Annotated in this window: 11 protein-coding genes; 4 read left to right on the top strand and 7 right to left on the bottom strand. The window is 51.0% G+C overall.

Features of this window, described 5'->3' with window-relative positions:
* Nucleotides 1-197: 197 nt before the first annotated feature.
* From PSTEL_RS10835 to PSTEL_RS10805, 7 genes are all read right to left on the bottom strand, one after another.
* Entirely contained in the window at nt 198-521 is a 324-nt protein-coding gene (locus PSTEL_RS10835; protein ID WP_038695238.1) for an iron-sulfur cluster biosynthesis family protein, read from the bottom strand.
* A gap of 302 nt (nt 522-823) precedes the next feature.
* Nucleotides 824-1,753, bottom strand: a complete 930-nt coding sequence (locus PSTEL_RS10830) for a tryptophan--tRNA ligase (protein ID WP_038695236.1) — start codon at nt 1,751-1,753, stop codon at nt 824-826.
* A gap of 213 nt (nt 1,754-1,966) precedes the next feature.
* Nucleotides 1,967-2,827, bottom strand: coding sequence for a protein phosphatase 2C domain-containing protein (locus PSTEL_RS10825; protein WP_038695234.1), 861 nt, complete (start codon nt 2,825-2,827; stop codon nt 1,967-1,969).
* A 179-nt stretch (nt 2,828-3,006) separates the two neighbouring features.
* Entirely contained in the window at nt 3,007-3,504 is a 498-nt protein-coding gene (locus tag PSTEL_RS10820) for a DinB family protein (RefSeq protein WP_038695233.1), read from the bottom strand.
* Nucleotides 3,501-4,685, bottom strand: a complete 1,185-nt coding sequence (locus PSTEL_RS10815; protein ID WP_038695231.1) for an amidohydrolase — start codon at nt 4,683-4,685, stop codon at nt 3,501-3,503. The genes PSTEL_RS10820 and PSTEL_RS10815 overlap by 4 nt, the downstream gene beginning before the upstream one ends.
* Before the next feature lie 199 nt (nt 4,686-4,884).
* Complete coding sequence (locus PSTEL_RS10810; RefSeq protein WP_052098361.1) at nt 4,885-6,120, bottom strand: MFS transporter; 1,236 nt, start codon at nt 6,118-6,120, stop codon at nt 4,885-4,887.
* A gap of 210 nt (nt 6,121-6,330) precedes the next feature.
* Entirely contained in the window at nt 6,331-6,999 is a 669-nt protein-coding gene (locus PSTEL_RS10805) for a 4'-phosphopantetheinyl transferase family protein (protein WP_245625129.1), read from the bottom strand.
* Between the two features lie 239 nt (nt 7,000-7,238).
* Between PSTEL_RS10805 and PSTEL_RS10800 the strand changes: the two genes are divergently transcribed.
* The 4 genes from PSTEL_RS10800 (at nt 7,239) to PSTEL_RS10785 (ending at nt 12,623) form a co-directional block, all read left to right on the top strand.
* Nucleotides 7,239-7,910 carry a response regulator transcription factor gene (locus PSTEL_RS10800; RefSeq protein WP_038695227.1) on the top strand — a complete coding sequence of 224 codons (672 nt, stop codon included), beginning with the start codon at nt 7,239-7,241 and terminating at the stop codon, nt 7,908-7,910.
* 59 nt (nt 7,911-7,969) lie between these two features.
* Nucleotides 7,970-8,986, top strand: coding sequence for a HAMP domain-containing sensor histidine kinase (locus PSTEL_RS10795; RefSeq protein ID WP_245625128.1), 1,017 nt, complete (start codon nt 7,970-7,972; stop codon nt 8,984-8,986).
* A gap of 125 nt (nt 8,987-9,111) precedes the next feature.
* A complete protein-coding gene (locus tag PSTEL_RS10790) occupies nt 9,112-10,863 on the top strand; it encodes an ABC transporter ATP-binding protein (RefSeq protein WP_038695223.1) in 1,752 nt (583 codons plus the stop codon).
* A complete protein-coding gene (locus PSTEL_RS10785) occupies nt 10,863-12,623 on the top strand; it encodes an ABC transporter ATP-binding protein (protein ID WP_038695221.1) in 1,761 nt (586 codons plus the stop codon). The genes PSTEL_RS10790 and PSTEL_RS10785 overlap by 1 nt, the downstream gene beginning before the upstream one ends.
* Nucleotides 12,624-12,855: the final 232 nt, after the last annotated feature.

Raw genomic sequence — 12,855 nt, 5'->3', positions numbered from 1 at the left:
CCTCCTCTTAATCCCATATACAATTCTAGGTTATTATACCGATTGGAACATGGATTGTAAAGGTCCGTCATGCCGATTGCATTCCGGCGGATCAGCAGAGAGACAAACGCCGGAATGTCGGCATGAAGCTTATGCCGGAACGCACAGCGGGCAGTGCCTGAATCGGCACTGCCCGCTCCTTATCATTTTATAAGGGATTAAGCTGGTCTCTTATCCTTAACCACAACATGGTTGCTGAAGAGCATCGAATCGCTGCTGAGCCGGTAGCTTGGGAAGGTCTCGTCAGCTTGAAGTCTCATTACATCATCGAATAGAATCTGCTCCTGCCGGTCCACCAGAAAATCGAAATCGGGGGATTCAACCCGCACATCGGTAGGTGAAGGCTCGCTCAGCAGATGAAGAGTAAACACGCCTCCCGCAGAGCATCCCTCCGCTTCGTTAACCAGCTTGATATACGCCGGTGCAGATTTCAGACTTTGACGCAATTTCTCTCCGGTAAGGACATCGTATTCCACTCTCATGTTGAGCTCTCCTCTCTAATGGTCCGTTTCACATGTACAGTTCGAAGTCAGGACGATCTTGATCATCGATGGTCTTTTATTTTTATAAATTATATTGTGTACAATTTATTTATACACAATTTCAAAGAAATTGTCAAGCTCTTCCTCTCTTTTTGCTGCACCAAAACGCCTGCGGCATCGGAATGCTGCAAGCGTCCTGGCTTATTGTTGTATCTATAGAGAGGTAATAAAGTTCTCGCTTCCGCCCAACTCCGATGATCGCAGTCTCTCATGAGTTTCTCATGAGTTACATGATGGTCTGGCTATTTGCTGCGAGTGCTGCTGTACAGCCCCACATTATTCATAAGGAGACTTATCCTCTTGTTCGCCTGCTCCCTTGCGGCAGCTGCCCCATCCTGCAAAATGCGGTCCAGAGCATCCGGTTGACCGATCCATTCTGCATATTTCTGACGAATCGGCTTCAGTTCACGGTTTAATTCCTCGAACAACAGCTGCTTCGCTTCTTTCAGATTCGCAACGTTGTCCGATGGATGTGCATCCGTCAGAGCTCGCAAGTCCGCGATTATGCGAAGGCTCTCCGCCTCATCGGCGCCTTTAATGCGCACAATTTTTTGATACAGATCATCCTCCGAATCCAATAAGGAAATCGTGTTATTGAAGGATTTTGACATTTTCCGGCCATCCAGTCCGCGAACCATTTGGTTCAGATCAGGGAAATACGGGCTTGGCACTGTAAAAATATTTCCGTACATGGAGTTGAATCTTTGAGACAGTTGACTGACAAAATCCAGCCCGGTCTCATGATCCCTTCCGGCAAAGACAAGGTCCGCCCCCATCATGAGCGTATCCGCAGCCATTAATACCGGATAAATGCCGCTAAGCATGTCGATATCTTGGTTAGCGATCAGTTTCATTTCAGCATCAAGCTCATTCACCGAGATCAAGGACATTAAGATTAGCGACACCCAAGCCATCTCCTGAATCTGAGACTGTCTCCATAGAACGGATTGTTGAACATCCAGTCCGCAGGATAAATAGCAAGCGGTAATGGAACGAACATGATCGTTCAGCAATGCCCCGTCCCTTACATGCGGAACCGCATGCAAATCGGCAATCAATTGAAAAATCCGGTATTCCTCCTGCATTCTCAATAATGGCTTGATCGAACCGTAGTAGTTCCCGATATGGGGAAGTCCGGTTGCTCTGATTCCTGTTAATAGGATAGGCTTCATCCGATATTACAACTCCTTGCTTAAGATTATTGCTTTAGAAAAATATGGATTATATTTCTATTCATATTGAATTGAATTGAATGTATATTAATGTCAAGGTATATCAGTAAAAAAAGCCGCCCCTGCCCGGCTTGAAAGTCCGGATAGAGATCGGCATCGGTTATCTTCTAGAATGGGACTGCTTGTCCGAGTGGAAGACACTCCTCGTTCAGGTTATTCATTCATCCTGCTCACATAAATTCCGGACTTATCATCGGACTTCTTAAAGCGCGGATACCGGATGCATTCCGGATCGTCGTTCTCGGTCCCTATCAGCCAGTCGGCATAGGCTTCAAGCCCGAAATCGGCGATCTTCTTCATCAGCATTTCCCGGGCGGGGATCGCCTCGTCCCCGTTCTCCTCTTCAGGATAATAGAGACCGTCCGTATGCAGGAGCAGGCCTGTCAGCTGGATCCGGTTGATTTTGCCATACTCGATAAAATGCTCCGCTTCCGGCCTGCCATTCAGCACGGAGTACCCGCGATCCGTATTCATTCGGGCTTTATTTTGCACAATCAGCGGCTTCACAAGCTCCCACAGTTCATCTCTCGACTGTATTCCCCGGTGAACAGCCTGCTTCCAGATCATCTTCGCTTCCTGATCGATCTGAGCCACATGATCCCTCGTTACAGCACGGATGCTGCCGTCTGCATAAGCAGCCATGATCATACAGTCGCCGGACTGGACATATTCAATATAATGCTCCCTGATCCGCACGATGGCGGCGCCCGATGTCCAGAGCTGATCCTTCTCGTCCACCTGAATCCCACTTTCTACCATCTCTTCACCGAGAAGCCGGTTTGCTTCCTGGAGCAATTGCTCCAGATTCCGCTCATCCTCAGGGCCAATCCCCTCGAAATAACTTTTGAGGAGCTGTGAAGCCATTCTCCCGCCGGTCTCTCCTCCAGGTCCGCGAAAGGGCAACAGCGACGTCGCGCCATCCGCCACCCCGTACAGCTGCGCCGCCTTATGTACAATAAGCGCATCCTCATTCCAAATGCCGCTTCCCTGAACAGATATCGTTTGTAGTTCCATCCTGATCGGCTCCTCTCTGGCTGCTTCCTGCTCTTGATTATAATAGGGAAGTGTCAGAGAAGAGAACCCCGATGTTCCGAATTAACAATTGGACTCAATGTGGGTTGAAGCGATTGATCCGGTTGCTGACCACATCTATGCAGGTTCGCCGGAACCGGCTTTGCTATCAGTTGATATCTCTATTGCTGCGGCTCGGCAGCGGCTGAAGCCAGCTGATTGCCGAAAGCCTGCTTAATTCGTTCAATCTGGGCAAGGTGCGTGTTCACATGCTTGGTAAATCCGGCGATAATATCACGAACCCGTACCGTCTCACCCTTGATGTTAATGCCGCTCTTGTCCAGCTCCGCATCGGTCAGTCTGCCGAACAAAATACCGTTATAGCTAAGCAGTGCCTGAAAAGCGTCCAAAATGTTGTCTGCACTGCTCTCGTTAGCACGCTGCCCGGCAACCCATTTATCCTGTTCGAATGCCGGGAGCTGAGCCTTGGTGTCTGCCAATATGTCGCGAATCCGGAAGGAGACGACAATATTGTGGTCGATCAGATGGGCAAGCACCTCGGTGACACTCCATTTGACTGGGCTTTCCTTCCATTTCAGCTCTTCCTCGCTCAATCCGTCGACAGCCTGAACCAGCAGGCGATGTGTATCCAGATAGGCTTGAATGTCGATGTTGCTCATTTCAAATTCCTCCCGATCATATTGGATTCGTTGTTCAGCGTTCTGAACGCAAGGTTAGCGAAAAAGTCCGCTGCCAGCGGCAGCGCGCGCTCATCCAGCTCGAAGGCCGGATGATGCCACTCCTGCGGTCCCGAGGTCCCGAAGAAGACGAACAGCCCTGGCACCTCCTTCTGGTACACGGCAAAATCCTCGCTCGCCAGGGACGGTACCGGAACCACGGGTTCCAGTCCCAGCCGTTCGGCTTCTTCCCAGGCCAGCTCCGCCAGGACTTGATCGTTGGCGACCGGTGGCGGCCCCACGCTGCAATGCACGCTTGCGCTTGTTCCAAGCGCGGCGGCCACGCCGACGGCCACCTGCTCGAACCGCTCCAGCACATGGGCGCGTACTCCCTCATCGAAGGTGCGGATCGTGCCTTCCAGCACCGCATATTCCGGGATAACGTTCAATGCCGTCCCGCCGCTCAGCTTGGTCACACTGACGACAGCTCTGTCATGCGCGCTGACATTGCGGCTGACAATCGACTGAACCGCTGTGATAATATGCGCCGCCGCCACAATCGGATCAAGACCGGCATCGGGAACGGCAGCATGCGAGCCTTTGCCCTTCACCTCGACCTTGAAGCCGTCCGCCGCCGCCATAAGCGGTCCACCTGTAATGCCGATCGTGCCGACCGGCAGATCCGGCTTGTTATGCAGACCCAGCACCGCGCGGACTCCTTCAAATGCGCCGCTCTCAATGATCTGACCGGCGCCGATCCCCTTCTCCTCCGCCGGCTGAAACAACAGCCGAACAGTGCCCTGCAGCTCGTCCTCGCGCTCCTTCAGCAGGTAGGCGGCGCCGAGAATCGCGGCGGTGTGAAAGTCATGGCCGCATGCATGCATTTTTCCCGGAACGGACGAAGCGAACGGCAGATGCGTCTCCTCCTGTATGGGAAGAGCGTCGATATCCGCCCGCAGTGCAATGACCGGTCCGCCAAGCTTGCCCCCGATCTCCGCAACGACTCCCGTTCGCAGCGGGTACGAGGCAATGGTGATGCCTGCCTCCTCCAGCCAGCCCTTGATTCTCCTCGTCGTCTCGAATTCCTCGCCCGACAGCTCCGGGTAACGATGCAGCTCCTGCCGGATTGCTGACAAACGCTCCGCCAGCCCGGCGACATCCCTTCGCTTCGTCACTTTGCTCATACCCTCATCTCCCTGGTTTTACTCTTCAGGTCTTTACTTCCGCAAAAACTTTGCCCAACAGCTCATAGGAGCGGCAGAACATAAGGAAGAAACTAATTTCAATTTTACCGATTGGTTTTATATGTTTTATAACATATTAATACACACACCCCTTAGCCGACAAGGAGTTTCACTAATAAAATGAAAATTCTCCCATCCGTTATGCGGCTCGGCCTCTCCCGGCTTTCGTTCTTTTCTCAATTGTAAGCGGGGTTAGCAAAAGTGCACCGGCAAGAATCAATCCACCGCTCAGCAGGTATACGGCAAACAGTGAAAATGTTTCTTTCATATAGCCGGAGATGAGCATGCCAATTACCATCATCCCCATAAACACTGGCGTGATCGCCCCAGATACCCGGCCAATAAACGCCCCTTCCGTGTTCCGCACAATAAGTGTCTGGATTCCGCCTTGAATACAAGGGTAAAACAGACCGCTGATCACCAAAAAGATGATTGTAATCCATAGATTGGAGGATGCGCCTATTCCAATTGTGCACACGGCAGCGACAAGCAGTCCTATCATAAGCAGGAGCTGCGGCTTCACCTTCTTGGCTATCCCCATGACCACTATTCCGCCTACCAGCATAGCTGCCCCATTGGCCATCACGAGCCATTGCAGGAATTGTTTGTTAAGCCCCAATTTCTCGATGACGATGAAAATCTGAAGCGGCTGGGTCACGCCTGATGCCAGACCGACGGCTGCGAAAGTCATACTGAGCGTTCTTAAAGCTTTATTGGAACCGACATATCGCAGCCCGGACGCCAACTCCTTCATGAAGCTTCCTGCACCTCCGGATGCTGCTTCCTCGGCATCACTTGGGAGCGATGACAGTATAAATGAAGACCCAAGGAACAAGATTGCGGTCAGGATCAGGGATACATTTATTCCAAACTGCATGAAAATAAACGTACCGATAACCGGACCCAGGACCGTAAATACAGCAACAAGAGTTTGGGACATCGCCATCACGCTCTGCAGCTGTTCCATCGGCACATGCCGCTTGTATAGTTTCATGGCTGAAGGCTGAGAAAATTGAGACAGGCTGGCGGATGCAAATGATCCGGCAAGAAGAGCAATCCACCCACCGTTCATAACAGCAAGCAGCACTGCCACGACCGACAAGGCAGACAGCAGATCGCTCCATACCATCGTACGCTTCGGCCGCCATCGGTCTGCAAAGGTCCCGCCTATAAGACCGAATAGAAAGATCGGAGCAAATTCCGCAACCGAAATCAGGGATACATAAACCGGATTGTTATTTGTCAAATCGGTAACATACAGAAGTACGGCATAATTACGAATCCAAATACCCAACTGCAGAAGCACCCGAGAACAAATAATTGTTCGAACCAGCTTGATCACGAGCTTATGTTGTAAATTAGCACGAATTTCCATCTTCTCCACCTCATTTGTTTTACTAATTTACTAATTTACTAAATTACTGAACCACTCCGTGATTCTATCCCGGATTTCTTTAGAAGTCAATGAGCAAATGCATTCGTTCCACAAAAAAAGGAGCACCTCCCCATGCTCTCGAAGTCAAAACAACGAGAAAGGAGTGCTCCCCTGTTCGTATTCAATGTTTGGCTGTTTTTTCGATGAAACCTATCTTGAGGAGGATATTGCTAACGCCTGGTTAATTTGTTCAGCATCTTGGAGAATGATGTTGCCCGGAAATTCACTTGAAGTTCCGCACACGGATAATTTATAATCCCGGTCAATATCATACTGCTTGAAATAAACCGCGGGGCCGGACTCCCCTTGAATGGAGAAACCGCAGCCATCGCTCCGCCTGCGGATCGCAAAAGAATTCAGCGGGATAGACAAGCCTTTTCCTAGCGCTTTAATGTAACTCTCCTTCAACGTCCATAAATCATAAAAATAAATAATTCGTTCATCAGGATACCGCTGCATTAAATCATCATATTCCTGTTGTGCAAAAAAACGTTGTGCCAAATCCATATCAATGGGCTTTATTTGTTCGATATCGATTCCGACAAAAGCCGTGTCCACGGCGCAAACGACCCAATCACCAGAGTGTGAGACGTTGAAATGTAGTGATGGCAAAGATCGGACGAAAGGCTTGCCGTAGTCATTATGCGAGAAGTTAATCTCTTTGTTATGTACGCCATACTGATTGCAGATGATGGAGCGTACCAAAACATCGGCAATCAAGGTCCGAGTTGCGTCCTCTCGTCTGATGAACCGGTCGATCCGCTGCCTTTTCTCAGGAGAAACCTGCTGTAGTAAGGAGTAGAAAACTTCACTGTCCATGGCATCGGAAATATTTACGGCATAGATTTTCATCGCGTAGTGTAGTTCCTTTCTGTATTGGTACTAAAATCAATTGTAAATACTGGAAGCGAACCGGCATATCGTCCTCGAGGATGATTTTTTCTTGCTGGCTGGCATAACTCCGTACATTTCTTGCCTAATCCTCTTCATGGTGGTTATGATAAGGCTAAATGCGCTGATCTTGTGTATTAAACGATCAAACCACTGGAGTGAAGCCAATGATCCATATTCTAGTTGTGGAAGATGACCGGCATGCCAGAAGACTGCTTGAAGCCGTGCTGAAACGCGAGGGATACCAGGTGTCCACCGCTGAAGACGGCATCCGGGCAATGGACGTGCTCGAACAGCAGCATATCGACCTCATCATCCTTGATATTATGATGCCGAACATGGACGGGTACGAGTTCGCCAAGGAGCTTCGGGATGCCGGCAGCGTGATTCCGATTCTGATGGCTACAGCCAAGCATCTTCCGGAGGATAAGAAGAAGGGCTTCCGCCTCGGGACCGACGATTATATGACCAAGCCAATTGATACCGAGGAGATGCTGCTCCGGATTCAGGCCCTGCTCCGCCGTTCCCAGATTGCCAGTGCCCGGAAGCTGGTTGTAGGCAAGCTGGTACTGGATTACGATGCTTTGACGGTTACGCGCGGCGAGGAGAAACAGACCCTTCCGCAAAAAGAATTCTACCTGCTGTACAAGCTGCTGTCCTATCCGGACCGCATCTTCACCCGCATCCAGCTGATGGACGAAATCTGGGGGATGGAAAGTGAAAGCACGGATACTACGGTCAATGTGCATATCAATCGCCTGCGGAAACGGTTCGAAGGGTATCCCGAGTTCGAGCTGGTGTCCGTCCGCGGTCTCGGATATAAGGCGGTGCGGCATTGATGCGCAGACTGGGCGTATGGATCAGAGCAAAAATCACCCTGTCAGTCTTATTTTCACTGATGGTTTTCTTTATTTTCCTCGTTACCGTCGTGATTACCGGCGTACTGTTTTTTCTGGCGCATTTTTTCGGACTGATCAATGATGAGATCGCCAAAGGCGGAATCGTACTGCCTATCATTATTTTGATATCCTGCATTCTGATCGGGACCACGATATCCGGCTTTGCCAGCCGAAGAATGGTTAAGTCCATCCGCGAATTTATTGAAGCAACCAAGCAGCTGGCTGCCGGCGACTTTTCCACGCGACTGTATTTGAAGAGTCCTCCCGAATACCGGATTCTGTCCGAGAACTTTAACCGGATGGCTGAGGAGCTCGGCGGCATCGAGATTTTACGCACCGACTTTGTGAACAATTTCTCCCACGAATTCAAGACGCCCATCGTCTCAATCAAAGGTTTTGCCGAAATCCTGAAACACGATGATCTCTCCAGGGAAGAACGGGACGAATACCTCGATATCGTCATAGAGGAATCCGCCAGACTCGCCTCGCTGGCCTCAAATGTGCTGGAGCTGTCGAAGATTGAGACACAGACGATTCTGACGGATAAGCAAATGGTTAATGTCGGAGAGCAGATTCGCCAGTGCGTACTGCTGTTAGCTGCCAAAATAGAGAAAAAACATCTGGACCTCGAGCTCAATCTTTATGATTATTCCCTGTCCGGCAGCAAGGAGCTGCTCAATCAGGTCTGGCTTAATCTGCTGGATAATGCGATCAAGTTCACACCTGAACATGGAACGATTACCATAGAGATGAAGCGACCCGCTGGATTGCTGGAAATGGTGTTCCGCAACACTGGAAGCGGGATCGATCCGGAGGCCGTCCCCAGAATCTTCGATAAATTCTATCAGGCAGACACGTCCCACTCGGCGGCGGGCAACGGTCTCGGCCTAACTATTGTGCAGCAAATCGTGAGCCTGCATGGCGGGACGATTGTCTGCGAGAGTGAACCTGACCAAAGCGAACCTGACCAGGCAACCGCATTTATCATCACACTGCCGTCTGAAACCTCAAAATAACCCAAACAGAGCTTTGAAAGAACCGCGAGGTTTTTTCAGAGCTTTTTCTTTTTTCAGAAAAGTTAACGTTCAGTTTATGTTCTTTCGGTACCATTCAATCATCATCATACAAAGGAGTCGGACTTATGGTCAAAATACTTAAATACTTGAACCCGAAGGAATGGGCTCTCTTCGGCGTCAGCATTCTCTTCATCGTTGCTCAGGTGTGGCTGGATCTGGAATTGCCCGATTATATGAGCGAAATTACCCGGCTTGTTCAGACACCGGGAGGCGAAATGAGCGAAATTATTTCCACCGGCGGCTGGATGCTGCTCTGTGCACTCGGGAGTCTGGCGACTTCGATCGTTGTAGCCGGCATCGCCGCCCGGATCGCGGCCAACTTCTCTTCCCGGTTGCGTTCCAAACTCTTCGATAAAGTGCAATCCTTCTCCATGGAGGAAATCAACAGCTTCTCTACAGCCAGCTTGATTACCCGCTCGACCAATGACATTACCCAGGTGCAGATGCTGATTGTCATCGGATTGCAGCTGTTGGTGAAGGCTCCGATCCTTGCGGTGTGGGCGCTGCTCAAGATTACCGGAAGAAGCTGGCAGTGGTCGCTGACGACCGGCATTGCCGTCGGTGTGCTCATCCTGATCGTCGGTATTTGCGTCGTGCTCGTACTGCCGAAGTTCCAGAAGCTGCAGCAGCTGACGGATAACCTGAATCGGGTGTCCCGAGAGAACCTGACCGGACTGCGCGTCATCCGTGCCTATAATGCGGAAGGCTATCAGGAAGACAAGTTCGGCGAGGCCAACCATGAGCTTACCCGGACGAACCTGTTCGCGAACAGCGTGCTGGCCGTGCTCATGCCAAGCATTACCATGATTATGAGCGGTCTTAGCCTCGCGATTTATTGGGTAGGCGCGTCATTGATTCAGGCCGCCGATATGAGCGCCAAAATGGGGCTGTTCTCGGACATGATCGTCTTCTCCTCCTATGCGATCCAGGTCGTTATGGCCTTTATGATGCTGATTATGATCTTCATTCTGATGCCCCGCGCCCATGTCTCGGCTAAACGGATCAACGAAGTGCTCGATACGAAGCCAAGCCTGTCGAATGGATCGCTGACCGCCTCTCCTTCCAAGCTTGCCGGCGAGGTTGAATTCAGAAATGTCAGTTTTAAATATCCCGATGCGGAGGATTATGTCCTCAAAGACATCAGCTTTACAGCGAAGAAAGGCGAAACAGTCGCCTTCATCGGTTCAACCGGCTGCGGCAAAAGCACCGTGGTCAACCTGATCCCCCGTTTCTATGATGCTACCGAAGGAGAAGTGCTCGTCGACGGCATCAATGTCAATCAATACGAACAGGGCGCGCTTCGCAACAAGATGGGCTATGTCTCGCAAAAGGCGGTGCTGTTCGGCGGAACGGTTACTTCCAACATCGCATTTGGCGATAATGGCAGCGATGTTTCCGTCGAAGTGGTGGACGCAGTGTACACCTCCCAAGCTTCGGATTTCGTCGAGAACATGGAAGGAAGCTATGACGCGCATATCGCTCAGGGCGGCTCCAATCTGTCCGGCGGCCAGAAGCAGCGGCTGTCCATCGCCCGAGCTATCGCCCGTCGTCCGGAAATTCTGATCTTCGACGATTCCTTCTCCGCGCTTGACTACAAGACGGACCGCAAACTGCGCAGCGAACTGAAAAAGGGTGCCCGCGGGACCACGATGCTGATTGTCGCCCAGCGAATCGGCACCATCAAGGATGCGGACAAAATTATCGTGCTGGAAGACGGAATCATCGCCGGCATGGGCACACATGAGGAATTGATGAACACCTGCAGCGTCTATCAGGAGATTGCCTATTCGCAGCTGTCCAAGGAGGAGTTGGCATAATGACTGCACACAACAAACAACCCGGCACCTGGAGCAAGCTTCTCCGATATTGCCGAAATCATATTCCAGTAGTATTGATTGCCCTACTCAGCGCGGCCGCCGGTACTGTACTAACCTTACTCGGTCCGGATCAGCTCTCGGAGATGACGGACCTGATTACCCAGGGCATCGCTACAGGCATAGACTTGGATGCCGTCGCTTCCATCGGATTTTTCCTGGTTATTATCTATGGCATCAGCGCCGTTCTCTCTCTATCGCAAGGACTCATCATGTCGTCTGTGACGCAAAAGGTCTCCAAACGCTTTAGAAGCGATCTGTCACACAAAATGAACAGACTGCCGATTTCCTACTACAATAAATCAACGACAGGCGATATTCTGTCCCGGGTGACCAATGATGTGGATACGATCGGGCAAGCCTTGAATCAAAGCGTCGGGACGCTGGTCACTGCCCTCTCACTGTTCGTCGGGTCCATCGTCATGATGCTCAAGACGAATTGGATCATGGCCGTTACAGCGGTAGTCGCTACAATCATTGGCTTTGGCCTGATGGCGGTCATTATGAAGAAGTCCCAGAAGTATTTTCAGAGCCAGCAAGAGTATTTGGGCAAGATCAACGGCCATGTGGAGGAAGTCTATACCGGACATACAGTTGTAAAAGCCTACAATGCTGAAGCGCAGATGCGCGGCGCATTTGAAGATTTGAATCATAATCTGAAAAACAGTGTGTTCAAGGCTCAGTTCCTCTCCGGCATGATGATGCCGATCATGATGTTTATCGGAAATTTGGGCTTCGTGGCCGTCTGTGTCGTAGGCGCTGTACTGGCAACGAACGGAGACATTTCCTTCGGGGTAATCGTCGCCTTTATGATGTACGTCCGTTTCTTCACCCAGCCCCTCTCGCAGATTGCCCAGGCTGCGCAAAGCCTGCAATCGGCTTCGGCGGCTGGCAAGCGTGTTTTTGAATTCTTAGAAGCCGAGGAAATGACCGATGAGAGCCGGAAGACGGTTCAGCTGGAAGCTGCAACGGGCAAAGTGAAGTTCGAGCATGTGCAATTTGCTTACGAGGGCACGGATCATCCGGTCATCAAGGACTTCTCTACCGAGGTTCAGCCGGGGCAAAAGATCGCCATCGTCGGTCCTACCGGCGCCGGCAAAACGACGCTGGTCAATCTGCTCATCCGCTTCAATGAACTGACCGGCGGAGAGATTTACATCGACGATACTCCGATCAGCAGTCTGACCAGGGAGAACATCCATGACCAGTTCTGTATGGTGCTGCAGGATACCTGGCTCTTTGAAGGAACGATTCGGGAGAACCTGGTGTACAACCAAACCGGCATCACCGATCAGGACATTCAGGATGCCTGCAAATCGGTGGGCCTGCACCATTTCATCCAGACCTTGAGTGCCGGTTATGATACCGTATTGAACGACAAAGTCAATCTGTCCGCCGGCCAAAAACAGCAGCTGACCATCGCCCGCGCCATGCTCAAAAATGCGCCGGTGCTCATTCTTGACGAGGCAACAAGCTCGGTCGATACCCGGACAGAGCTGCTGATCCAGCAGGCGATGGACCGGCTGATGGAAGGCAGAACCTCATTCGTCATCGCCCACCGGCTCTCCACCATCAAGAATGCCGATGTCATTCTGGTGCTGAAGGACGGCGACATCCTGGAAAGCGGAAGCCACAGCGAGCTGCTGGCCAAGAACGGCTTCTACGCCGAGCTGTATAACAGCCAGTTCGAGCAGGCTTCATAAGGCGCTGGATGAAACGAACTTGACCATCACAAAAAGGATCTGTCTCTAAAGCAGCTTGTAAAAACGCAGAGGCGCTACCTTCAGCAAGCATGAGAAAAAGCAGCCAGCTCAGTTATCTGGGCTGGCTGCTCTTTGTCCTAGACTGCCGCTGTTTCATTGTATTAACGTGTCTCGTTTCGAGGGAGTTGAATGTTCGCCTATTGGAATGAATCAAGGTGTTTTTATGGAAGGT

The organism is Paenibacillus stellifer, from assembly GCF_000758685.1.
Taxonomy (GTDB): Bacteria; Bacillota; Bacilli; order Paenibacillales; family Paenibacillaceae; genus Paenibacillus_AQ; species Paenibacillus_AQ stellifer.
The sequence above is the reverse complement of the archived record's forward strand: the minus strand, read 5'-3'. Positions and strand labels throughout refer to the sequence as shown.